The sequence below is a fragment of the Vibrio rotiferianus CAIM 577 = LMG 21460 genome (assembly GCF_002741985.1).
Taxonomy (GTDB): Bacteria; Pseudomonadota; Gammaproteobacteria; order Enterobacterales; family Vibrionaceae; genus Vibrio; species Vibrio rotiferianus.
The window spans coordinates 1-23,537 of sequence record NZ_APHW01000007.1; the positions used below are offsets into that span (position 1 = coordinate 1).

A 23,537-nucleotide genomic window follows, 5' to 3' on the forward strand; every position below is an offset into this window, starting at 1 on the left:
TCGAAAGAAACGAACAGTTGGGTATTGTATATAAAGAGATTATCGGCAAATGATACGGGAGCATCAGGCGCTCATCAGGTCGGAATTTACATACCAAAAGATAATATGGTGGATCTTTTCCCTTCTATAAACCGCACGGGTGAGAAGAACCCAGATCATTATCTAACTGCAATCACATCTTCTCATGATTTTCCCGAAAGACAAGTTAGAGCTATTTACTATAACAATAAGTTTTTCGATGGAACTCGAAATGAGATGAGAGTAACGCAGTGGGGGGGGACGCCATTCGCCATTACAAGATCATGAGAACACTGGTGCGCTGTGTGTTCTGGCATTTCATAAAGAACATAATCATGATAGCGACTTAGTCGATATTTGGGTTTGTAGGAACCCCGATGAAGAAGAAGAGCTTGAGGAGTTATTAGGGGAGGTTCTTCCTGGACAGTCAATATTTAGCCCTGCTAAGCAAATTCTATCTGGTTTAGTTACACGCTATGACTGGAAGTCTGTCGATTACCCGATTCCCGAAGCGTGGCATGATCGTTTTCCTAGTGGGGCTGAGTTGATCGAGTACTTGAGCAAGATGATTACTTTCAACGAAGAAAATCCAGACAATGCCTTAATGCAACGAAGAGAAGCGGAATATTCGCTTTTTAGAAGGGTAGAAGAGATTCATGTTTTGGACCTAATCAAAACTGGTTTTAGTAGTGTTGATGAGTTCATCTCATTGGCTAACTCAGTTAGTAATCGAAGAAAGTCGAGATCTGGAAAGTCTTTAGAGCTTCACTTAGAACATATTTTTTTAGAGAACTCTCTTTCGAGTTTTGACACTCAAGCCGTAACAGAAAATAACAAGAAGCCGGACTTTTTATTTCCCTCCGGCGAGAGCTATCATGATGCAAACTATCCAGTTGAAAAACTGCGAATGCTCGCAGTAAAAACTACATGCAAAGATAGGTGGCGGCAGGTTTTGAATGAAGCAGACCGCATACAAATGGTCTATCTTTTTACTTTGCAAGAAGGTGTATCAAAGAACCAGTTCAAGGAAATGACAGACTCGAATGTGAAGTTAGTAGTACCGTTAAGCTTACATAAGAGCTTCCATAAAGACTTTAGAGATGAACTGATCAGTCTAGAAAGCTTTATAGAGTCTACAAAAGAGGTTTATATTGACTAACTATCATCAGTAAATAGCGCAACATAATCAATTAGATGCAAGTTGCGCTTTACTTCTTTCAGATCTTTATATGCCCAGTCTTTCTTAGCGATGGATATTGGTGGCCAGTATCCTTGCGGTACGTTTAGAGGATGTTTTTAGCGAACGTTTGATTTTACGGCGATCATCAAAACGCAGTCTCAATCTCTGCGGGATCTGATAACGAAATTGCCAAATGCCTGATTTTGAAATGTGTAGATAGCGCATGTTTTAGTACCAAAATTTAGTACAAACAGCCTAACCCTAGATGTATAAATACAAAAAGGGCGATAACTCAAAGAGTTATCGCCCTTTCCAAACGTTTGGTGGAGCTGGCGGGAGTTGAACCCGCGTCCGAAAACCTTTCATCATTGGTACTACATGCTTAGTCGATCTTTAAATTCACCACCCACCTGCGAACCGACACGCTAATGAATGACTATCCTGAATTATAATTCGCCGTTCATCTCTCAGGCGGGAGAATCCGGGCTAGCGCGTTTGGGTTTGATCTCTCGTTGGTCCCCGTCTTACGTGCGGAAGCTAGGGCGAGAGAGCTCTGAGCAGGTTATTAAGCTGCTAGTGCGTAGTTTTCGTCGTTTGCGACTATTTTTTTGCGGTTTATTAACGAGGCCTACCGCACCTCGGCATGCACCTCAGACTTCTGAATTCCCGTCGAATCCTAAATCAGCCCCAGAGGTAATATCCGCATAGTAACAGAAAAGCCTAGGCTGTCCAGTACTATGCGTTTAAGTGGTCAAGTTTAGCGCAGTGAGCTCTTCATTACGCGTGCTTTTTCACGAGCCCAATCTTTCTCTTTAAGATCGGTACGTTTATCGTGAAGCTTTTTACCTTTCGCAACACCGATTTTGATTTTCACCCAAGAGCGAGACCAGTACAGTGACAACGCTGCTAGCGTCATACCTTCACGGTTAATGCGACCAAGTAGGTTGTCGAGTTCACGACGACTCATCAGTAATTTGCGCACGCGTGTAGGGTTTGCGACAACGTGTGTAGAGGCTTGGTTAAGAGGAGTGATGGTCATTCCGCTGACAAAAGCCTCTCCGTCACGCATGAAAACGTAGCTTTCAGCGATATTGGCTTTACCTTGGCGAAGTGCTTTTACTTCCCAGCCTTGTAGCTCCAAGCCAGCTTCAATTTCATCGTCAATGAAGTATTCGTGGCGAGCTTTTTTATTAAGCGCGATAGTGTTGCTACCCGCTTTTTGCTTTGATTTTTTCTTTACCATAATGGCCTCATTATACGGGTTGGATATGGGTTAGGAAATCCTTTTATTTGCGCTATCGTGGAATAAAAGTAAAATTGGCACAAGCCTTAAACATGTACGCGTATCGATAGGAGTGTGTATGAAGCAAATCAGCCGTTCTGCTTTAGTGTCTTTTAGTGCAGAACAGATGTTCGACTTGGTCAATGATGTTTCTAAGTATCCTGAGTTTCTACCTGGTTGTTCAGGTTCAAGAGTCATTGAGTCTTCGGACGGTGGCATGGTAGCTTCTGTCGATGTAGCGAAAGCAGGCATCAGCAAGACATTCACGACGTCCAATGAGCTTGTTCATGGTCAAGCTATCATGATGAACTTAGTTGATGGCCCATTTAAGACGTTGCGAGGTGGTTGGATTTTTACAGCCTTGGATGAACAGGCGTGTAAGGTCGAGCTTAAGCTTGAGTTTGAATTCTCCAGCAAGATGATCGAAATGGCTTTCGGTAAGATTTTTAATGAACTAACCAATAATATGGTTAACGCTTTCACGAAACGTGCGAAACAGGTGTACGAGTGCTATGAGTATTGAGTCGGATATGATCCACGTTGAGGTGGTGTATGCATTGCCTCAAGAGCAGCGAGTGTTCAATTTAGTGGTGAATAACCACGCGACTGTTGAAGAGATCATCCGCCAATCTGGTGTACTTGAGTTGTACTCTGAGATTGACTTGAAAAAGAACAAAGTTGGTGTTTACAGCCGTAATGTTAGATTAGATGCGACGGTTCGCGATAAAGATCGAATCGAGATTTACCGCCCGCTATTGGCAGACCCGAAAGAGATCCGTCGTAAACGTGCTGAGCAAGCAAAGGTCTCTGGTAGCGCGGATCCAGTGACAGGTGGTAAACCAAATGCTTTGCGAAAGGCAGCGGACTAGTTTGATATCGTTAAAAAGAAAAACCTCCCAACTGGGAGGTTTTTCTTTTCATAGAAGATATTATTGGATCTGCTCGTAAAAGGCGTCACTTTTCGGAAAGTCGCCACTGATATCCGCGAGTGTTCCTTGATCATTAAAGTTAACGATCAGATCTTTTTGTACAGGGTCACCATGTCCAGGCGTATGATGATAAATGTAATACCATGTGTTTGGATAACCATTTTCAATAAGCATTGGTGACCCAAGAACGAAGCGAACCTGTGCTTTAGTCATCCCAAACTTCAATTTATCTACCGCACTTTGTTCTACATAGTTGCCTTGGTTGATATCAATGCGATAAACCAGTTTCTCCAATACCGAACATCCTGTCAGCAAAGTCATTGCTAATGGTACGGCAACTAACCACTTCTTTAATTGCATAATAATTTCTTAGTAACCTTCAAAATACTGCGCTGATAATAAACAAGCTCGACGCAGATGTAAAAAGCTATGCGTCGTATGGTAGGGAGTCTGACAACGATTTTTGAGTTGAGTTGCATTTATTCACTGATATTGCGCTTCAAATGACGGTTCAATACGCATTAGTGGAATGACCAAAGTCAGATTTAAATTTATAACCTGTGGTTGGGTAAGCGCAGGCACCATGGCGATAATGAACGAGAGTAGTTATTTTGATGCAGCAAATGCGTGTAGAGCATCATCTGCGAAGCGGTAGTATTCTTTTTCACTGACTAGCTCAGCACCAATCGATCGGTAAAACTGTCCTGCTAGGGGGTTGTTACTTTCAGCCGTCCAATCCAACCTTTGGCACCCTTGCTCAATTGCCAAGTAGGCGAGATGCCTCATCAATGCAATGCCTACACCACGTCCTCGGGCGTTGGAAGATACGAATAGATCTTTCAAGTACATTTGACCAGAGAGTTTTGGGCCAGGATACATCGTTGTATAGGACGCAAAACCTAATACGATGCTGTTATCATAAGCAGCAATAATGTTTACACCAGAGTGTTCAGAGAAGACTTTCTGCTTTAGGTAATTCGTCAGTTCATGCTCTGACGCGGCTTGTTCCTTGAAGTAGTATTGTTCTAACTCAACAAAAATAGGGACGAGTTCCAAGCTGTTGGTTTTGCTGATTGCTCTGATATCCATTTCTCATCCCTTGTTGAGCTTTTAAGCCGCGATAAGCAGTTCTTTTGCGTTTGCCAATGTAGAATCTGTGATTTGACTACCACCAAGTAGGCGAGCTAATTCCGCTACACGTTGCTCTTCATCTAGTGAGCGCATTTGTGTTTCAGTTTGACCACCTTTAGTGTGTTTTGCGACAAACATTTGCTGGTGACCACAACCTGCAACTTGCGGTAAGTGGGTCACACACATTACTTGAGTTGATTCGCCCAGTTTGCGCAGCATCTTGCCGACAACAGCTGCTGTTGGACCACTGATACCTACATCCACTTCGTCAAAGATCAAGCTTGGTGTATCGACTTTCTGAGCGGTGATCACTTGGATCGCGAGCGAGATACGTGATAGCTCACCACCCGATGCGACTTTTGCAATAGGTTGCAGCGGTTGACCTGGGTTGGTTGAAACCAAGAAGCAGACGCTGTCCATACCCAATGGCGACGGATGGGTGTTCTCGTTGTTTACTTCAATGCTGAATACCGCTTTCTCCATGCTTAATTCGTGCATGCTTTGCGTGATTAGCTTGTTCAGCTCTTTTGCGTAACGACTGCGTGATTTGTGCAGTTTTTCCGCTTGAGTTAAGAAGCTGTGGTATTTTTGTTCGACTTCTTGAGCGAGTTCATCCAAGCGTTCATCGGAGCAATCTAATGCTTCAATCTGTGCCAGCAGATCTTGGTGATGTTGGTATAACTCATCAGGCATAACGTGATGCTTACGAGCCATCGACATCACTTTAGAAAAACGTTCTTCGACATAAGCCATGCGACCCGGATCAACATCAATACCGTCAAGGTAGCTGCGAAGTTCGTTTTTAGTTTCTTCTAGCTGGATCATTGCTTCTGCCAGCATATTTGGTAGCTCTGCTAATTTGTCATCCAATTCAGCTAATTGAATTAGGGAGTGATTGGCCGATTGCAAAATACCAAGCGCATTGACTTCTTCACCTTCGTAAATAAGTTCGATGGCTTGCTGACAGGTAGCGGCGAGTTCACCACTATTGGATAGTCGTTTGTGCTCTTGTTCGAGCTCTGCGAATTCTTCTTCACCTAGCGATAACTCATTCAGTTCTTTGATTTGGTATTCAAGCAACTGCTTTTGCGCCTGGTTTTGCTGGCTGTTTTCTTTTAGTTGCTTAAGGTTATTGTCTGCTTGACGCCAATTCTGGTAAGCACTGCGTGTACTCTTTAGTAAGTTTAAATGTCCCGCATATTGGTCAAGCATGGCCATTTGGTGCTCGCTTTTCATTAATTGATGATGTGCGTGCTGTCCATGGATATTGATCAACAGTTGCCCAAGAGATTTGAGTTGTGAAAGTGGGACGGGGCTGCCGTTGATGAAGGCTCTTGAGCGGCCTTCTTTGGTGATGATGCGACGCAAAATACATTCACTGCCATCCAGCAGGTCGTTATCTTCTAGCCAACGCGTTGCGTGTAGATTGTTATCCAGTAAAAAGGCTGCGCTGACTTCTGTTTTCTCTTCGCCTTGGCGCACCATACCGGCATCGGCACGTCCACCTAAACAAAGACCTAAAGCATCAATTGCAATAGACTTACCTGCGCCTGTTTCACCTGTAATGGTGGTCATGCCCTTTGAAAGCTCGAGCTGTAAAGACTTAACAATCGCAAAATTATTAACACTTAGATGAGCCAGCATTTTTATTTACCTGTATAACCGAATAATACTGTATAAGAAAACAGTATATACTGTTTCTTTATACAGTAAAGTCAGGTGCGGTATTTTTTCTTAAAGAAGCGGCTTTTTGTGATGGAGAGAGGAAAAATAGGCCGCGCAAAATGCAACGACCTATTTAAATTGAACAAGTTACGGACGAGTTGGGTTAATGGTAAGCGGTTCTAATGTGACCACTGCATTGACTCCCGCGCCAGGATGGTCGACGTAAGATGTGTCTTGCATCAGGGTGTAGTAAACATCAACGAAATCGTCATCATTGGTCAGAACCCCATCAGGAATCGCATCAATGATCTTGTTGGTGATCTGAGGAATGATGGCATATGCCTGTACCTCTGGATCTGGAATTGCTTTTAGTACTTCTTCAGCTACTTGAACGAGCAATTTTGCCAACTGTTTGTAATCCGTTCCGTCATCTTGCTCCATCAGAACAATGTCTGCTGCGCCCCAACGGTAACGAGACCAGTGAATGATGATTTGGTTCGGATAGTAGTCTTTGTTGTCGTAATCCAAATATGGCATCTCAACTAAGTCTAACGTTGGTTCATCTCGTGTTGGGTTGACGCCAGTTACCAAAGCATAAATTTCAGCTTTGCCTGAAATCCACGGCTCCTGATCATCTGCTAAACGAATTTTTTTGAGTTGAGTGGTTTGGATTGGTTGTGTGTCTGAGGCTTCCGGTTGTGCCTTGCTTTGTAGCACTTTCCCTTCTGCATAAGGTTGAATCATGGCTGCTTGACCAAGCTTTTGCATTTCAGCTTGCATTGCTTGAAGGCCCGCTTTTAGCTCTGCGGTACTGTTGTTGTCAATCACCAATACAGGCACGTCAGGTAGTTCATAGACATTTAACTCGTGGATGTTCCCATATACATCAAATGCTTCGATGTATTGCCACTGCTCATCATCACCACTAGGTTCATAAGCAAATAGCGGACTCATATCACCCGCTTGCCAAGTAGGTAACATGGCATCGTTAGCTAAACGTACTTCAAGTAACTCACTTGAGTATTCAGATACGCCCTTCCAGTTTCTTATTTGCTCGTCAGCTTGAACCAGTTGCTTACTCATTGGAGAAGTCGGGTTTTGTTCAATGAACTTTGAAACAGGAATGTTGGTTTGTTGTGCTGTAATGTCCTTGCGCAACATGGGTTCTAATGCTGCGTAGTTTTGGCTAAGTTCTAGAGCCAACGCTCGTTTGGTATTACTGATATCTTGCGCTTTATCGTTTGAGATACTTGTCACTTGGTTCTCATCAGATTGGCAGCCAACGATCGCTAATGTACTTAGAACAGACAGAATTATTGTTTTTTTCATAGCTCGTCCTTCTTTGATTATTGTTTGTTAGAGTTATTGCTCTATTCACTGCCAGAATATCACTCTGTGGCATATGAGCTATTTTCTTTTATAAAATCGTGTGGTTTTTGCCCAGAGCTTCAAATTTTCTATTGTTTTAGTAACGTGTGCAGGGTGAGTGATTGTTGTGGTGAATGATTTTGGCGTTGATAGTTTGTTCTCTGAAAAATAAAAAAGGTTGATAGAACATCAACCTTTTTTATTTTGTTTAGAACAGTTTGCTCGACCACCCAAGTTTGTTTCTTAATACGTGATAGTAGCTGTAGTCCTTTGGATGGATCAGCTTTAGCACATTCGGACTCTGGTAGATGTGTATTTCATCACCAGGAGAGACGGGGAGCGAAACTTGTCCGTCACAACTTACCTCTTGAGTGCCACGGTTTTCTGGGGAAACGACCAGTTTAATACGACGCTTGCCATCGACAACTAATGGGCGGCTAGACAATGTGTGCGGGAACATTGGTACCAGAGAAATCGCGTTTAAGCTTGGTGACAAGATAGGTCCACCACCTGACAGAGAGTAAGCCGTAGAGCCTGTTGGAGTAGAGACGATTAAACCATCGGCACGCAGCGAAAACGCAAAGCTGTCATCAATATAAACTTCAAACTCAATCATGTGCGCCACTTGTCCTGGGTGGAGCACTGCTTCGTTCAATGCCGCGTTATGGCTCTTGATTTGACCATGACGATGGATCTCTGCTTCCAATAAGAAACGCTCTTCTTCTATATATTCGCCTTTTAATACGGCTTTTAATGCTTCTTTGAAATCGTCAGGATTTAGATCCGTCAGGAAACCCAAGTTACCTCGGTTGACACCAATCACAGCAACATCGAAACGAGATAGAATGCGAGCGGCACCTAGCATGTTGCCATCACCGCCAACAACGATAGCGAGATCGGCGTTTTTACCTAGCTCTACGAGGCTAGCAAACTGGCTTTGCGGGATTTCGTCTAAAATTGCAGCAAGGCGATCATCGATAAATACTTGGTAACCTTCGGATGTCAGCCATTCGTATAACTCTCTATGAGTTTGAATTGCCTGCTGATCTCGTGGTTTTCCGATAATCGCGATCACGTTACATGGATTTTTCATAGCATTTCCGCATTAAAGAGGCTTGAATCAGGAATCTTCATCCCCATAATAATGGCAAGTTACCTAAATATGCGAATTTTTATGTGGTTAAAGCCCACAAAACGTGAGTGGCTTTAAGGACATTAAGTTGAATTCTGGAGATATCATGAGCAACGAAGAAAACAAAGTTACAGAAGAAGAGCTTGATCAAATCATCGAAGAAGCTGAGAAAGTAGAAGCCGCAGCGCAAGAAGCTGAAGCAGAACTTGAAGAAATTGGTGATGAGAAAGACGCTAAGATTGCTCAACTAGAAGCAGCACTACTGTCTAGCGAAACAAAAGTGAAAGATCAGCAAGATGCGGTTCTTCGCTCTAAAGCTGAAGTAGAAAACATGCGTCGTCGTACTGAGCAAGAAATCGATAAAGCTCGTAAGTACGCTCTGAACAAATTCGCTGAAGAACTACTTCCAGTTATCGATAACCTTGAGCGTGCAATCCAAGCTGCAGATGCAGAGCACGAAGTGGTGAAGCCGATTCTTGAAGGTGTTGAGCTAACACACAAGACGTTTGTAGATGCAGTATCGAAATTTGGTTTGAAAGAGATCAACCCAGAAGGTGAAGCATTCAACCCTGAATTCCACCAAGCGATGTCTATTCAAGAAAGCCCAGATCACGAATCAAACACAGTTATGTTTGTGATGCAAAAAGGCTACGAGCTAAACGGTCGAGTTGTTCGTCCTGCAATGGTTATGGTTGCTAAGTAATCAACTAAATCATTGATATAAATATATTAAAACGCCCGTCATTCAATAGCGGGCGTTTTTGTTTCAAACATTACCATCAACATATTCATCTCTCTGAATATGTGCGCAAAATGAAATTTGATCCCCTTCAAATTTTTTCTTATTGGTAAAAATTTTTCCAATAAGGGATATCCTTTCTTTATCTTGCTTACTTATGGAATGGGTGTGTCTATAAGTTCCTGTTATCACTCGCAATCAAAATTTAATTCTGAATATGAATGTAGATCTAGCGATTTACTTTTAATGTTATTTATTAACAATCTCGTAAAGAAAGTCTTTATTTTGTAACTGTGGTGTGTATTATTCGCGAGGTCTGCCGTAAAAATTAGCAGATGTAACTATAAAAGTATAAATAGCAAACACAACATTTTGGAGATTTATGATGGATAAATCGCTTTCTAGCAAGATTTTTATCGGCTTGTTTGCGGGTCTTCTGATCGGTACTGCAATTCAGTATCTTTTTAGTGGCGTTGCTCTCTTTGATACTTATTTACTTGGCGCAGCAGAAGGCGCTGGTGGCATGTTTGTATCATTGATTAAGCTGTTAGTAGTACCTCTTGTTTACGTATCTATCGTATGCGGTATCGTTGACCTGAAAGACATCACTGCTTTTGGTCGTCTTGGTGGTAAAACCTTTGCTCTATACATTATCAACACCATCATCGCGATTACTGCGGCACTCACCGTTGGTCTTATTTTCCAACCGGGTGCAGATGCGAATCTAGCGGGTACGATTTCAGAGACCGTTAAACTAACAACAACAGAAACTCCTGACATTTTCTCGTTAGTGGTAAACATTGTTCCAAGCAACCCAGTACAAGCGTTTGCAAATGGCGACATGTTACAAATCATCTTTATGGCAATCCTGACAGGTCTTGCTATTCAAGCTCTTGACTCACGTGGTGGTCCAGCTATTCGTACGTTCAAGATGGCGAATGAAATCATGATGAAGCTGGTTGGTCTAGTAATGAGCCTTGCGCCTTACGGTGTATTTGCTCTGATGATTCAACTAGGTGCAACACTGGATGCAAACACACTGATGTCTGTTGCTGGCTACGTAGCACTTGTTGTTGCAATGCTAGTGTTCTGGATTTTCTTCTTCTACCCAATGGCAGTAGGTATTGCGACGGGCACTTCGCCAAAAACTTTCCTACGTGCAACTCGAGAGCAGATCCTATTCTCGCTATCGACGGCAAGCTCTAACGCGACTATTCCAGTAACAATGCGTACGCTGACTGAGAAGCTTAAAGTATCTAAATCGGTAGCTGGTTTCGGTGTACCACTGGGCGCAACAATGAACATGTCTGGTGTTTCTATCTACATTGCACTAGCAACGATGTTTGTCGCAAACGCATTTGGCCAACCAATCAACACTGCTGATATCTTTACTCTTGGTCTAACTATCTTGCTACTGTCTATCGGTGCGGGTGGTGTTCCGGGCGGCGGTGTAGTGATGGTAGGTGTTCTATTGCACCAACTAGGTCTTCCGCCAGAAGGTCTTGCAATCATCGCAGCCGTAGACCGTATCAATGATATGTTCTGTACTTCATCTAACGTGGTTGGTGATACAGCAGTAAACACCATTGTTGCGAAGTCTGAAGGTGAGATTGGTAAAGAAGAAGTGGTAGACGCAGAGCCAGCACAAGCAAGCGCATAATTTGCAATACACTCTTAGTTGAAAAGCGAGGCTATATGCCTCGCTTTTTCTTTTATAGAAATGAGAATCGAGATTGAAGAGTCGAAGGGGGCAGAGTTGCGCTCGTATCTCTTCTTTTGCGCAACTTTTTTCAATTTTTTTTGCTCCCTCCCTTGAAAAGCCATTTGCAGCCCTTATCTATTGGGCATAAGAGAAGCAAACAACATTATTTTTGTTTGTGAGCAAGGGTTGAAACCCGATTCTACGTCCCCACATAGGGGATATAGCAAAACGAAAATAGAATTTATTCGGAGATAGCCTGATGGGTAAAATCATTGGTATTGACTTAGGTACTACTAACTCTTGTGTTGCTGTTCTAGACGGTGACAAGCCACGCGTAATTGAAAACGCAGAAGGCGAGCGTACAACCGCATCTGTTGTTGCATACACAGACGGTGAAACGCTAGTAGGCCAACCTGCTAAACGTCAAGCAGTAACAAACCCAACTAACACGCTATTTGCAATTAAGCGTCTAATTGGTCGTCGTTTTGAAGACGAAGAAGTTCAACGTGACATCGAAATCATGCCTTACAAAATCGTTAAGGCTGACAACGGTGATGCTTGGGTAGAAGCGCAAGGCCAAAAAATGGCTGCTCCTCAAGTTTCAGCTGAAATCCTGAAGAAAATGAAGAAAACTGCTGAAGACTTCCTAGGTGAGGAAGTAACTGGCGCAGTTATCACAGTTCCTGCTTACTTTAACGATGCTCAACGTCAAGCTACAAAAGACGCTGGCCGTATCGCAGGTCTAGAAGTTAAACGTATCATCAACGAACCAACAGCGGCTGCTCTAGCATACGGTCTAGACAAGTCAGGCGGCGACCGCACTATTGCGGTATACGACCTTGGTGGTGGTACATTCGATATCTCTATCATCGAAATCGATGAAGTTGAAGGCGAGAAAACTTTCGAAGTTCTAGCAACTAACGGTGACACTCACCTTGGTGGTGAAGACTTTGACACGCGTCTAATCAACTACCTAGTAGACGAGTTCAACAAAGAGCAAGGTATCAACCTTAAGAACGACCCACTAGCGATGCAACGTGTTAAAGAAGCAGCAGAAAAAGCGAAGATCGAGCTTTCTTCTACTTCTCAAACTGACGTAAACCTACCTTACGTGACTGCAGACGCGACTGGTCCTAAGCACATGAACGTGAAAGTGACTCGTGCGAAACTAGAATCTCTAGTTGAAGACCTAGTACAACGTTCTCTTGAACCACTAAAAGTTGCTCTAGCTGACGCTGACCTATCTGTAAACGACATCACTGACGTAATCCTAGTTGGTGGTCAGACTCGTATGCCTATGGTTCAAGCGAAAGTTGCTGAGTTCTTCGGTAAAGAAGCTCGCCGCGATGTAAACCCTGATGAAGCAGTAGCAATGGGTGCTGCAGTTCAAGGTGGTGTACTTGCTGGTGACGTTAAAGACGTACTTCTACTAGACGTTACTCCACTGTCTCTAGGTATCGAGACAATGGGCGGCGTAATGACTAAGCTAGTTGAGAAAAACACGACTATCCCAACTAAAGCGAACCAAGTTTTCTCTACAGCAGAAGACAACCAGAGCGCGGTAACTATCCACGTTCTTCAAGGTGAGCGTAAGCAAGCGTCTTTCAACAAATCTCTAGGTCAATTCAACCTAGAAGGTATCCAAGCTGCACCACGTGGTATGCCACAAATCGAAGTTACTTTCGACCTAGATGCGGATGGTATCCTACACGTTTCGGCGAAAGACAAGCAGACTGGTAAAGAGCAGAAGATCACTATCCAAGCTTCTGGCGGTCTAAGCGATGACGACATCGAGAAAATGGTTCAAGAAGCAGAAGCTAACAAAGAAGCGGACAAAAAGTTCGAAGAGCTAGCAACTGCACGTAACCAAGCTGACCAAATGATTCACGGTACTCGCAAGCAAGTAGAAGAAGCTGGTGAAGCACTACCTGCTGAAGAGAAAGAGAAGATTGAAGCAGCTATCTCTGAGCTAGAAACTGCACGTAAAGGCGATGACAAAGAAGCGATCGACGCTAAAGTTCAAGCGCTAATGACGGCAGCTCAAAAGCTAATGGAAATCGCTCAACAACAAGCTCAAGCGCAACAAGCACAAGGTGCTGACGCTGATGCGCAACAGTCTAAAGAAGACGACGTAGTTGATGCTGAGTTCGAAGAAGTTAAAGACGACAAGAAATAATATTTCTAACTAGGCGACTTATAGTCGCCTAGAGTCGATAAGACTTTTGTGTGCGGGCGTTTGGGGTAACTCTTACGCCCGTCTGTTTGTCAAAGCTGTCTTTCTAGTTAAGTATGTTGCAATGAGTGCACTTACCTAGAACGATACAAACACCAAGCGGTAAATCATGCCGTTTGCAGTAATTAATTGGTGACGAAGAACATGTCAAAACGTGATTTTTACGAAGTATTAGGCGTAGGCCGTGATGCCTCTGAGCGCGATATCAAAAAGGCGTACAAGCGTCTAGCGATGAAATTCCACCCAGACCGTAACCAGGGTGATGAGTCTGCTGCGGACAAGTTTAAAGAAGTAAAAGAAGCGTACGAAATTCTCACTGACCCTCAAAAGAAAGCGGCGTACGATCAGTACGGTCATGCAGCTTTTGAACAAGGCGGTGGCGGCTTCGGCGGCGGCGGTTTTGGTGGCGGTGGCGCTGACTTCGGCGACATCTTTGGCGATGTGTTCGGTGATATCTTTGGTGGCGGCCGTCGTGGCGGTGGTCAGCAACGCGCGCAACGTGGCGCAGACCTACGTTACAACATGGAACTGTCGCTAGAAGAAGCCGTTCGTGGCGTATCAAAAGAAATCGAAGTACCTACGCTTGTTCACTGTGATACTTGTGATGGCAGCGGTGCGAAGAAAGGCTCTTCAGCAGAAACGTGTGGTACCTGTCATGGCCACGGTCAAGTTCAGATGCGTCAAGGCTTCTTCGCAGTACAACAGACCTGTCCTACCTGTCACGGTAAAGGCAAGATCATCAAAGACCCATGTAACGAATGTCATGGTCAAGGTCGCAAGCAAAAAACTAAGACACTTAACGTTAAGATCCCAGCTGGTGTTGATACTGGCGATCGTATTCGTCTGTCTGGCGAAGGTGAAGCAGGAGAAATGGGCGCACCGGCAGGTGACTTGTACGTACAAGTTCACGTAAGAGAGCACCATATCTTTGAACGTGAAGGTAACAACCTGTACTGTGAAGTGCCTGTAAGCTTTGCGATGGCTGCACTAGGTGGTGAAGTTGAAGTTCCGACACTAGATGGCCGTGTGAACCTTAAAGTACCAACAGAAACGCAAACAGGCCGTATGTTCCGTATGCGTGGTAAAGGTGTGAAAGGCGTTCGTGGCGGCGGTGTGGGTGACCTAATCGTTAAACTTGTAGTAGAGACACCAGTTAATTTGAGCGCTCGTCAAAAAGAACTACTTAAAGAGTTTGATGAGTCTTGTGGTGGTGATGCTGCAACTAAGCACAAGCCAAAATCGGAAGGTTTCTTCAACGGTGTGAAGAAGTTCTTCGATGATCTAACTAGCTAATAGCTCGGTTAGTTGAATCCAATAAAAAGCCTGCAGTGATGCAGGCTTTTTTGTGTTTGTAGCTCAGTCAATGATGCTTACTCCCAGCAAGCACTTGGTGATGCTACGTTAGAAGACGTGAGTGTTATAGTATTTTGTCTGTTAGGGAAACACTTATCATTACTTTGGCCTCTCTCAGGCTTCGCTGTTGCTGAGATAATATATGATTCAGTTGCCGAGCTAGCTACAGAGAATGTAAAGCGGTCTCGATCAGAGTTACATACTAGGCAGCGTCCTTGGGAGATAAGAGTGCTCCAATCATATTGTCCGTTGTAGTTTGCTTCAAGTTCTAACTGAATTCTGCTGATATCGGTTAAGGCAATAGTGCGGTGTGATTTTAAAGTGTGGTTAACATATGCAGGGTATGAGACAGCGGTTACTACACCTAATATAGCCAATACCACAACTAACTCGATCAATGTCATTCCACTTAATCTAAATTTGTAACTGTTACATATAATTGTTCGAATCATTTCGAGTAGTTCCTTTTCTCTTCTCCTCCTATTTTTAATAGCTGATAGCATCACTGCAAGAATGGTTTTGAACATTTAGCTCTTTTCATAGGAATTTGGGAAATGCATCGCGGCTTTACTTTATTGGAACTAATTATTTCATTAGCGGTATTTAGTATCGTTGCTGCTGTTGCTGCGCCAAACTTACATGGTTTATTAGAGACTAGCAAAATGCAGCGCTTAGCAAAGGAGCTGCATGGCTTTGTTCTGGAGGCCAAATCTGAAGCAGTCCTTAGGCGCGAGCGACTATGGATACATATCTATATGGTTGGAGCTAGTGATAGTAGTGGAAATTGGTGGCTTGAGTTGACTGATAATATTGACCCCAATTTAGGAAATAAATTACTGACCCTATCTGGTAAGCCATATGATGGGATTTTTATCACTTCAAATTACAATTCATCACAAATTTCTTTTGATAGTATTCATGGTCGGCCAGCCTCTGGGCATTTTAGGTTTCATCCGGTTAATAACACAAATAAAGAACTCAAACTTATTTCATTTACTCGTTCCGCTCGTTTCAAAATGTGTAGTAATAGCCAAACAGAGCAGTACTTTGGTTATGTTGGTTGCTGAGGAGTGAAAATATGAAACGATCTAATCAGCTTGGAATGGGGTTAGTTGAACTCCTTATATCCTCTGCATTTGGCTTGATTGTACTTGCAACCGTTACCTCAGTTTTTTTGAAGGGGCAGCAATTAGCAACTAAGAGAGCACAAGAGCTTGGTCTTTTACAAAATACGACGAGTGTTTTGCAAATGCTGAGGTCTGATGTTCAGAGGGCTGGCTATGATGGCTCAGATGGTCTTTCACTCAAATTGGTCGGGGCTGATAGTACGATCTTTTCAGTCAGCAATGCCAACCAAACGTTATTAGCTTACGCTTATTTATCCCAAGTCTCAGGTGGGGTCCCATATTACAAAAATGTGGTGTATGAGCAACGAGGTCAGCTTGATACTTCTTTTTATATTTGTGAAAGAGACTTAGCGAACCGAGTTATTAATATTGTTGAAGCTCAGGATTTTTCGAACCAAGTAGGCCCTTGTAATAATTTATTCGATGAGAATTGGATTCATCTAAATAGCTTTCAGGTTGCGAATGAAAAGGTCGAACATAATGGAGTAAAAAGCGCGTTCTTAACAGTAAATCTATCCGTTCAACTTGCTCATGACAGTAATGTGAACACCTCTCAGAGTTTTACTATCAAACAAAGGAATTGGCAGGAATGAATAAGCAAAGCGGTGCTGCCACATTACTGGTTACTAGCATGCTTCTAGTTGCAGCTTTAGTCGTCACCTTAGGGAGTTATAAGTCATTATTTTATCAAATAAAGCAGGCAAATAACCAAATCGTATCAAGGCAGGAGCATTGGCAAGCCGAAGGTGGCTTAGAGTGTGGATTTACCCATATAGTAGATAACAACTTATCAGGTGTTCCTGCAAATTTAGCACAGCAATGTACTAGTTATTCAATTGATATCCTTCAAGGCTCTCTTCATGAACCAGATATTTTGATTTCAGAAGTTGGCTATGCACGGGTTGCAAAAAAACTGGCGTTTGTTGGAGGAGGAGGATTTGGTGCGATCCGTTCTACAGCAGACATTATTGCTCATGGCTCCGCTGTGCTTGCCCCCCCCGGATCCTGGGAGATATAACAATGCTGGCTACTACGAGTGTGTTGGCGCAATTGTGAAACGAAGGTTTATTGCGTCAGGTATAACCAATAAAGGGCTAGGTGGTGCGATCCCTCCTCCTTCCGCAGGGTTCGATCAATCTAAAAACTGTGGTTCCAGTTACCAAACAGAAACTTCAGTTCACACAGGTATTTGGCAAGATGCAGATGGGAATTATCAAAGGGAGTACGCTGAGTTAGATATTCAACAAGACCCAAAGTTGGATCCATTCTTAGACTACTTTGGAGTCGAGAAAGATAAATGGCAGTCTGTTCGAGATGATCCTGCTCAAAACTTCCTGACGGTATCCATGGGCGGTGGGAAAGATATTGATTGTGTAAGTAAGTTTATCAATGAGTTAAAGGATAATAAGCCATATAAAATCTGGATCGATGGCTCGTGCCAAATAACTGATACCCAGTTAACAAGCTTAAAACAGCTACAAAGTAAAAATGACAAACTGAACTTGTTCATTTTAGTTCATAACGGAGTGTTAGGTATTAACGGTAGTGGCACGATCAGAGGTATGTTATTTCATTTCAATAGTGGGTACGCACCGACTCAAGAACAATGGGACAATTTGAAAGATATCAAGCCTTATTTAAATGCAAACTTTAATACTTATATAGATACTTTGTATGGGACTTCATCAGGTATATCGCCATTATTGGCAACTTACTTCCAACGGGGTTCATTTTCCTTAACAGGTGGACAGATCTTTGATGCTGACGGGCAAATGGCTTTGTTTGATAACTCACTAAGGCTTGCATTTAACTCTGACGTAATTAACTCGTTTTCTACTCCAATTAATGTCAAATGGGTTAAGGGATCGTGGAATGACTTCTAAGCAGAAAGGATTTAGTCTAATTGAAGTACTTGTGTCTACTTTATTGCTAGGCGGAGGGGTATTAGGCTTGACCCAACTTCAGGTATACATGGAGAAAGAGTCAGAATACGCGCTAAACAGTTTAGAGGCTTTACAGCTTGCAGAAGAGAAGCTTGAGTGGTTTCGAACTCGCGGTGCCTCTTCTGCTTCTTCTGACATTGTGGTGGCTGATTTTGATGCAGATATCATCGCAGGTAACTCAACCAATGGCGCATATACAGTTCAATGGGAGCTACTTCCTGCACCTATTGCGAATTTAAAAGTGGTAAAGGTTGAGGCAACTTGGCTCGATAGGGCAGGAGATACACAAGGTGTTGAATTGCAAACAATGATTTCGCGTTATAGTGAATTTGACTGAGTTGGCATTGAATTATCAGTGTTTCGAATACTTAAATTGCTTGCTATGCCTGGTTTTTATCTTAATTTTTCTCGGTTAACAAAACGTTGTGTTGTTGTTGCTTTTGCTGGGGCGTAACTGTTTTTATTATGTTTAATTGATATGGTAATTTTGCAAAATATGTCTCCAAATATGGAAAAAATGCCAGAACCTTGTGCTTTCTGATTTGCTATTTAATAGAATGCTCGGTTGAAAATAGGCCGTTATAATTATTCAAATAGGCCATGGCACCAACATCATTCATATGGAGTTACCATGAGTAACCAAGCTGTAAATAAGGCACCGTCACCGAAGCCGAGCGGTATGGATCGCTTCCTGAACTTTATCGAGCGAGCAGGTAACAAAATTCCTGATCCTGCGATTTTGTTCTTCTGGGCACTAATCATTACTTGGGCTGCGTCTGCACTTTTGTCGAACGTTTCTTTCGACCTTCTAAACCCTCGAACTGGCGAAGCTCTCACAATCACTAACCTTCTAACAGGCGAAGCACTAGCAAGTTTCCTTGCTAACATGGTGACAACGTTCACTGGCTTTGCACCACTTGGTATCGTTCTTGTAGCGATGTTGGGTGTGGGTGTTGCCGATTCTTCTGGCTTCATCACCACTGGTCTTAAGAAGATGCTGAACTTCACGCCAGCTAAACTTCTTACTCCAATGCTAATTCTTGTAGCAATCGTATCGCACACTGCGGCGGATGCGGGCTACGTTCTAGTTATTCCTCTTGGTGGTATCATCTTCCACGCCGCTGGTCGTCACCCTCTAGCGGGTATCGCGGCAGCGTTTGCAGGTGTATCAGGTGGTTTCTCTGCAAACTTCATCCCTTCAGGTATCGATCCTCTATTGGCTGGTTTCACGCAAACAGCTGCACAGGTTCTAGATCCTGAGTACGTGGTTAACCCACTAGCGAACATCTTCTTTACTGGTCTATCTTCAGTAATCATTGTTGCTATCGGTTGGTACGTAACTGAGAAAATCATCGAGCCACGTCTAAAGAACACTCCAATCGACGAAGACGCAGAGAAAGCACCAGATCTAGGTTCTTTCACGGAGCTTGAGTCTAAAGCGTTCCGTTACGCAGGTTGGGCTATGATGGCGGGTATCGCACTTCTTGTTGTGGCGCTTATCCCAGAAAACTCTGCACTGCGTTCACCTGAAGGTGAGATCACTGCGTTCTCTGCGCCAATCATGAAGTCTATCGTTCCGTTGATCTTCATCCTGTTTATCATTCCAGGTTACGTTTACGGTCGAGTTTCTGGCACGTTCAAGACAAGTAACGACATCATCAAAGCGATGGCGGATACCATGTCTACTATGGGCGCATACATCGTAATGTCGTTCTTCTGTGCACAGTTCCTATCTGCATTTGCGCAATCAAACATTGGCACGATGCTAGCGCTATACGGTGCTGAAGGTCTGAAAGCAATGAACCTACCTGGTGAAGCAACTATCATCGGTATGATTCTTCTAACAGCTTCTGTAAACCTTCTAATCGGTTCTGCATCAGCGAAATGGGCTCTTATCGGTCCAATCCTAGTTCCTATGCTAATGGCTGTGGGTATCTCTCCTGAGCTATCTCAGGCGGCTTACCGTGTAGGTGACTCTGTATCGAACATCATTTCACCTCTGATGGTATTCTTCCCTCTAGTAGTGGTTTACTGTCAACGTTACGTGAAGTCGACAGGTATCGGTACACTAGCATCGCTAATGATGCCATTCTCGATTGCAATGCTAATCGGCTGGTCTATCTTCCTAGTAGTTTACTGGATGCTAGGCATTCCTCTAGGTATCCAAGCGCCATACACTTACACAATGTAAGAACGCTGAAGCTATTTAGTAAATTTAGAAAGCGCTGGTCGAGAGACTGGCGCTTTTTTGTTTTGGGAGGCGGGATTCGGGACACAAAATAAAGAGATCCCCAACTCGCTCGTACCTCGCTCTTGAGGATGACGAGAAGACTGTCCTGTATTTATTCAACGTCATTCCCGAAAGCGACGCAGGAGCGTTGTCGGGAATCTCTCGTTAATAATGCAACTGAAGAGCGCCTCAATTTGCTCGTACCTCGCTCTTGAGGATGACGAGAAGACGGTCCTGTATCTATTCAACGTCATTCCCGAAAGCGACGTAGGAGCGTTGTCGGGAATCTCTCGTTAATAATGCAACTGAAGAGCGCCTCAATTTGCTTGTACCTCGCTCTTGAGGATGACGAGAAGACAGTCCTGTATTTATTCAACGTCATTCCCGAAAGCGACGCAGGAGTGTTGTCGGGAATCTCTCGTTAATAATGCAACTGAAGAGCGCCTCAGTTTGCTTGTACCTCACTCTTGAAGGTGACGATCAAACTGCTTTGAATCACGGTATTTGTACCCTAACAGGCAAAATCATCCCGCTTCCACTTCCCCTCTTTGAAGGTTAAAATCCACTTTCAATCACGATCTATCCCAAATTCCGGAGCTTCCTTTTGTCAGATTCTCAGTTTTCCCCTCAAGATGAACTATTTATGCGCCGTGCGATGGAGCTTGCCGAGCAAGCAGAAGCTGAAGGGGAGGTGCCAGTGGGCGCTGTTCTGGTAAAAGACGGAGAGATTATTGCTGAAGGCTGGAACCGTTCTATTTGTGCTCATGATGCAACGGCGCATGCGGAGATCCAAACTTTGCGTAAAGCGGGCGAAGCTCTAGGAAACTATCGACTGCTTGATACCACTTTGTATGTCACGCTGGAGCCTTGCCCAATGTGTGCTGGGGCATTGTTACACAGCCGAGTGAAACGAGTCGTTTACGGTGCTCCTGACTTAAAAGCAGGCGCGGCAGGAACGGTATTAAACTTGTTTGAAAGCCAAGCGGCGTACCATTACGCAACAGTTGAAAATGGGCTACTAGAAGAAGAATGCCGCTCTCAGTTGCAAGCATTTTTTAAACGTCGCCGCAAAGAAATTAAAGCGAAGAAACAAGCGCAAAAGGCGTTGGAAAACGAGCAGGAAAATAAAGATAAGTAAGTGGAAAGGAGAATGAGTTCTTTCGGCTAGAAGTATTTTAGCAAACACCTACTCAGAAGTAGATGTTTGCTTCACGTTTCAGTGGTTCACTAGGTGAACAAATACACGGTTACGTGCACTGACTTTTTTCTTCATTGTTGTAAGCTTGCGCTTACGGCGGTTTGCAGCCACTGTCTTATTCAAACGTTTTGACTGCACTCTGCGTTTTCTCATATTCAGAACCTCTTGCAGGCAACGAACACACTCTCCGACACTCGCACCGCAAAGCGTCTGATTTATTATCAATCGATGACATTCTGATGAAGCACGCTTACAGAGGAAGGTGGCATCAGTTCGAGGAGAGGTGACTAAAAGAGCATCTCTTTCATGCGAGCCAGTTATTGGTATGACACCAAATAGAATCACAAGCTAGATAAGCCCGAAAGACTGGATTCTAGATAACTTTATCTGTTGACTCAATAAAAAAATAGCGAGCTGAGTGCTCGCTATTTTCGAAGGGTTTATTCTGCTTTTTGAGCAGGCGTTTGCTCTGTCCCTTGAGGCGAAATCCCTTCAGTATTTGATGTGGCTTCAACCGCGCCTGAAACTTGCTCAGCCAGTGTCTCTACCGCTCCTGAAATTAGCAAATCTGGATTGAGCGGTGGTATCACTTGTAGGTCGTCGGTATCTTCATCAATCGCAGGTTTTTGGCTCACGTGGCCAATGATCGATTGGTAGTAACGACGAATATTCTCAACGTAGTTACGTGCCTCATCGCCACGAGCATAACCGTAACGAGTTTGGCTGTAGAAACGCTTCTGACGCAGCAACGGTAGACGCTCTTTCACATCTGCCCATGAATTTGGATCGCCACCTTGTGCCTTCGTTAATCTTCGAGCATCCATCATGTGACCATAACCGACATTATACGATGCTAATGCAAACCAAATCTTCTCATGCTCATTGATTGAATCTGGTACGCGGGCCACGATACGGCGTAGATACTCAACACCACCACGTACTGACTGTTCAGGATCAAGGCGGTTAGTTACGCCAACACTTTTTGCTGTCGGCAGTGTTAACATCATCATGCCTCGCACACCTGTTGGTGATTTTGCAGCCGGTTTCCAATGTGACTCTTGGTAAGCTAACGCGGCAATTAAGCGCCAATCAAACTCTTCACTGTATTTCTGGAACAGTGGTGCCCATTTGGGCAAGGTGTTGTCCAGTGCTCGAATAAAGGCTCGAGTATCTACATAATCAAACGCTTCAATATGACCAATGTACTTCTCTTCTAATGTTGCTAGTTCACCAGACTGTTTGATGCCGCCAAAGAACTCGATCAACATTGCGTATAAGCTTTCATCTTCAGATCGGCGTGTAAACCAAGACACTGGCTGGTCTTCTGTTAACTCAAAGGCTTGTGCAAGGTCAGGATAAAGTCGCTGAGCTAAAGATAACTCTACCGAATCAGTCACGGTAAACCGGAGTTCACCTGTAGATACTTGTTTTAATAGATCGCGAGTATCCGCATCACCAACAATTTCAAATTGAAGATCAGGGTACTCTTTTTGTAGCGTAGTTAATGTTGGAACAAATTGTGATTGTTCAACGATTTGTAGCGTTTCTGCACCGGCATTGGCTTCTTTATCTTCCGCTTTGTCATCTTTAGATTCTTGATAGCTGATTAGCTGGTCAATATCGCGTGGGCGCAGTTGACCTTTCTTATACACTACTTGTTGACTGACGTAGTAATAAGCAGGTCCAGGGCGGAAGCGTTGTACCGCTTGAGAGGTTTGGTTTAAACCTGTCGCGATGATATCGATATCACCTTTTTTCAGGGCAGGGAATAACTCAGCTTGTCGGAAAGCAGGTTTGATTTCCAACTTAACACCTAACTGTTCAGCAAACTTGCGCGCCAGTTCGTAATCCAGGCCAGCAGGGCCATCAGGACCAATGTAATAGGAAAGTTGGTTGTTGAGAGTGCCAACTCGCAGAACACCACGTTCTTGGATTAGCTCAAACTCACTTTTAGGCTCCGATTCAATCTGGCAGGCAGAAAGTAGAAGCACAGAGGCGAAAAGTAGGGCGCTGCGCTTGAATCGGTTGAACTGACTTATTTGCATTAATTTGGTACGTCTCGATAAATTCTAGTTGCCTTTATATCAAAGCGTGCAAGTTGGGCAAAGTGAATCAGACAGATAGAGTGCGACATTGTGTGTTTTATCGACATTTCGGCTGTAACTCTAATTTGACAAAAAAAATGACGCAAACGGTTGCTTTTGGTGTTACATCACAAAAACAATTGCTATATAATGCGCTCGCAACCAAGAGGTGGAATCGGCATAAGTTCGAAGTAAAACAGTCTAACCCACTGAATTTATTCCA

The 23,537-nt window shown here is 43.7% G+C and carries 25 protein-coding genes, 1 other RNA gene and 1 pseudogene; 16 read left to right on the plus strand and 11 right to left on the minus strand.

From position 1 onward, the window contains the following. From B853_RS26310 to B853_RS26315, 3 genes and pseudogenes are all read left to right on the plus strand, one after another. Positions 1 to 306, plus strand: a 306-nt coding sequence (locus B853_RS26310; protein ID WP_282957144.1) for an EcoRII N-terminal effector-binding domain-containing protein, incomplete at its 5' end; no start/stop codon positions are given. Between the two features lie 22 nt (positions 307 to 328). Then, positions 329 to 403: pseudogene (locus B853_RS26650) on the plus strand (hypothetical protein); the annotation flags it as partial. 180 nt (positions 404 to 583) lie between these two features. Beyond that, positions 584 to 1,177: a type II restriction endonuclease gene (locus tag B853_RS26315; RefSeq protein ID WP_249027390.1), complete on the plus strand. Its 594-nt coding sequence runs from the start codon at positions 584 to 586 to the stop codon at positions 1,175 to 1,177. 84 nt (positions 1,178 to 1,261) lie between these two features. Here B853_RS26315 and B853_RS26780 read toward each other — a convergent pair whose 3' ends face one another. The 3 genes from B853_RS26780 to smpB all read right to left on the minus strand — a co-directional run bounded on the left by B853_RS26780 (position 1,262) and on the right by smpB (position 2,441). Continuing rightward, a complete protein-coding gene (locus B853_RS26780; protein WP_307718078.1) occupies positions 1,262 to 1,423 on the minus strand; it encodes a DUF6538 domain-containing protein in 162 nt (53 codons plus the stop codon). A 96-nt stretch (positions 1,424 to 1,519) separates the two neighbouring features. Then, positions 1,520 to 1,887: a transfer-messenger RNA gene (gene ssrA / locus B853_RS02900) on the minus strand. A 68-nt stretch (positions 1,888 to 1,955) separates the two neighbouring features. After that, positions 1,956 to 2,441: an SsrA-binding protein SmpB gene (gene smpB, locus B853_RS02905; protein ID WP_005440253.1), complete on the minus strand. Its 486-nt coding sequence runs from the start codon at positions 2,439 to 2,441 to the stop codon at positions 1,956 to 1,958. A 118-nt stretch (positions 2,442 to 2,559) separates the two neighbouring features. Here smpB and B853_RS02910 point away from each other — a divergent pair, with 118 nt between their 5' ends. Both B853_RS02910 and B853_RS02915 read left to right on the plus strand, forming a co-directional pair. Beyond that, a complete protein-coding gene (locus B853_RS02910) occupies positions 2,560 to 3,003 on the plus strand; it encodes an SRPBCC family protein (protein WP_010446232.1) in 444 nt (147 codons plus the stop codon). Next, the gene (locus tag B853_RS02915) at positions 2,993 to 3,349 is read left to right on the plus strand and encodes an RnfH family protein (protein WP_010446234.1); all 357 of its coding nucleotides are present in this window, start codon (positions 2,993 to 2,995) and stop codon (positions 3,347 to 3,349) included. The genes B853_RS02910 and B853_RS02915 overlap by 11 nt, the downstream gene beginning before the upstream one ends. Before the next feature lie 60 nt (positions 3,350 to 3,409). Here the strand turns inward: B853_RS02915 and bamE are convergent, their stop codons facing one another. The 5 genes from bamE to nadK form a co-directional block, all read right to left on the minus strand. Next, the gene (gene bamE, locus B853_RS02920; protein WP_005391468.1) at positions 3,410 to 3,769 is read right to left on the minus strand and encodes an outer membrane protein assembly factor BamE; all 360 of its coding nucleotides are present in this window, start codon (positions 3,767 to 3,769) and stop codon (positions 3,410 to 3,412) included. Positions 3,770 to 4,015: 246 nt separating this feature from the next. Next, positions 4,016 to 4,498, minus strand: a complete 483-nt coding sequence (locus B853_RS02925) for a GNAT family N-acetyltransferase (RefSeq protein ID WP_038885276.1) — start codon at positions 4,496 to 4,498, stop codon at positions 4,016 to 4,018. A 21-nt stretch (positions 4,499 to 4,519) separates the two neighbouring features. Beyond that, positions 4,520 to 6,184 carry a DNA repair protein RecN gene (gene recN, locus B853_RS02930; protein WP_038885277.1) on the minus strand — a complete coding sequence of 555 codons (1,665 nt, stop codon included), beginning with the start codon at positions 6,182 to 6,184 and terminating at the stop codon, positions 4,520 to 4,522. 168 nt (positions 6,185 to 6,352) lie between these two features. Continuing rightward, positions 6,353 to 7,534, minus strand: a complete 1,182-nt coding sequence (locus B853_RS02935; protein WP_010446252.1) for a DUF3103 domain-containing protein — start codon at positions 7,532 to 7,534, stop codon at positions 6,353 to 6,355. A 247-nt stretch (positions 7,535 to 7,781) separates the two neighbouring features. Then, the gene (nadK, locus tag B853_RS02940; RefSeq protein WP_005447653.1) at positions 7,782 to 8,666 is read right to left on the minus strand and encodes an NAD(+) kinase; all 885 of its coding nucleotides are present in this window, start codon (positions 8,664 to 8,666) and stop codon (positions 7,782 to 7,784) included. Positions 8,667 to 8,811: 145 nt separating this feature from the next. Between nadK and grpE the strand changes: the two genes are divergently transcribed. From grpE to dnaJ, 4 genes are all read left to right on the plus strand, one after another. Continuing rightward, on the plus strand, positions 8,812 to 9,408 hold the full coding sequence (grpE, locus tag B853_RS02945; protein ID WP_005447652.1) for a nucleotide exchange factor GrpE: 597 nt from the start codon (positions 8,812 to 8,814) through the stop codon (positions 9,406 to 9,408). Positions 9,409 to 9,829: 421 nt separating this feature from the next. Beyond that, positions 9,830 to 11,104, plus strand: a complete 1,275-nt coding sequence (locus tag B853_RS02950) for a dicarboxylate/amino acid:cation symporter (protein ID WP_010446260.1) — start codon at positions 9,830 to 9,832, stop codon at positions 11,102 to 11,104. 301 nt (positions 11,105 to 11,405) lie between these two features. After that, positions 11,406 to 13,322: a molecular chaperone DnaK gene (gene dnaK / locus B853_RS02960; protein ID WP_038886307.1), complete on the plus strand. Its 1,917-nt coding sequence runs from the start codon at positions 11,406 to 11,408 to the stop codon at positions 13,320 to 13,322. A gap of 201 nt (positions 13,323 to 13,523) precedes the next feature. Next, the gene (gene dnaJ, locus B853_RS02965) at positions 13,524 to 14,672 is read left to right on the plus strand and encodes a molecular chaperone DnaJ (RefSeq protein ID WP_038886305.1); all 1,149 of its coding nucleotides are present in this window, start codon (positions 13,524 to 13,526) and stop codon (positions 14,670 to 14,672) included. Between the two features lie 77 nt (positions 14,673 to 14,749). Here dnaJ and B853_RS02970 read toward each other — a convergent pair whose 3' ends face one another. Continuing rightward, entirely contained in the window at positions 14,750 to 15,184 is a 435-nt protein-coding gene (locus tag B853_RS02970) for a type IV pilin protein (protein ID WP_029560929.1), read from the minus strand. Between the two features lie 102 nt (positions 15,185 to 15,286). On the opposite strand from B853_RS02970, the gene B853_RS02975 reads away from it, so the two are divergent. The 7 genes from B853_RS02975 (at position 15,287) to tadA (ending at position 21,170) form a co-directional block, all read left to right on the plus strand. Then, positions 15,287 to 15,799, plus strand: coding sequence for a GspH/FimT family pseudopilin (locus tag B853_RS02975; protein ID WP_010446268.1), 513 nt, complete (start codon positions 15,287 to 15,289; stop codon positions 15,797 to 15,799). Positions 15,800 to 15,810: 11 nt separating this feature from the next. Next, positions 15,811 to 16,452 carry a PilW family protein gene (locus B853_RS02980; protein WP_010446270.1) on the plus strand — a complete coding sequence of 214 codons (642 nt, stop codon included), beginning with the start codon at positions 15,811 to 15,813 and terminating at the stop codon, positions 16,450 to 16,452. Continuing rightward, positions 16,449 to 16,877: a hypothetical protein gene (locus B853_RS26320; RefSeq protein ID WP_249027388.1), complete on the plus strand. Its 429-nt coding sequence runs from the start codon at positions 16,449 to 16,451 to the stop codon at positions 16,875 to 16,877. Before B853_RS02980 ends, B853_RS26320 begins: the two co-directional genes overlap by 4 nt. Before the next feature lie 34 nt (positions 16,878 to 16,911). Next, entirely contained in the window at positions 16,912 to 17,742 is an 831-nt protein-coding gene (locus B853_RS26325; protein WP_249027389.1) for a hypothetical protein, read from the plus strand. Next, positions 17,732 to 18,139, plus strand: coding sequence for a type IV pilus modification PilV family protein (locus B853_RS02990; RefSeq protein ID WP_010446274.1), 408 nt, complete (start codon positions 17,732 to 17,734; stop codon positions 18,137 to 18,139). The genes B853_RS26325 and B853_RS02990 overlap by 11 nt, the downstream gene beginning before the upstream one ends. Positions 18,140 to 18,433: 294 nt before the next feature. Beyond that, a complete protein-coding gene (locus B853_RS02995; RefSeq protein ID WP_010446276.1) occupies positions 18,434 to 19,993 on the plus strand; it encodes an AbgT family transporter in 1,560 nt (519 codons plus the stop codon). Positions 19,994 to 20,636: 643 nt separating this feature from the next. After that, positions 20,637 to 21,170 (plus strand): tRNA adenosine(34) deaminase TadA, encoded by a 534-nt coding sequence (gene tadA, locus B853_RS03000; protein WP_029388807.1) that lies wholly within the window; start codon positions 20,637 to 20,639, stop codon positions 21,168 to 21,170. 78 nt (positions 21,171 to 21,248) lie between these two features. On the opposite strand, the gene B853_RS26655 is transcribed toward tadA, so the two are convergent. Both B853_RS26655 and mltF read right to left on the minus strand, forming a co-directional pair. Beyond that, positions 21,249 to 21,383, minus strand: coding sequence for a hypothetical protein (locus B853_RS26655; RefSeq protein ID WP_010446281.1), 135 nt, complete (start codon positions 21,381 to 21,383; stop codon positions 21,249 to 21,251). A gap of 287 nt (positions 21,384 to 21,670) precedes the next feature. Further along, complete coding sequence (mltF, locus tag B853_RS03010) at positions 21,671 to 23,275, minus strand: membrane-bound lytic murein transglycosylase MltF (RefSeq protein ID WP_038886303.1); 1,605 nt, start codon at positions 23,273 to 23,275, stop codon at positions 21,671 to 21,673. Positions 23,276 to 23,537 lie beyond the last annotated feature (262 nt).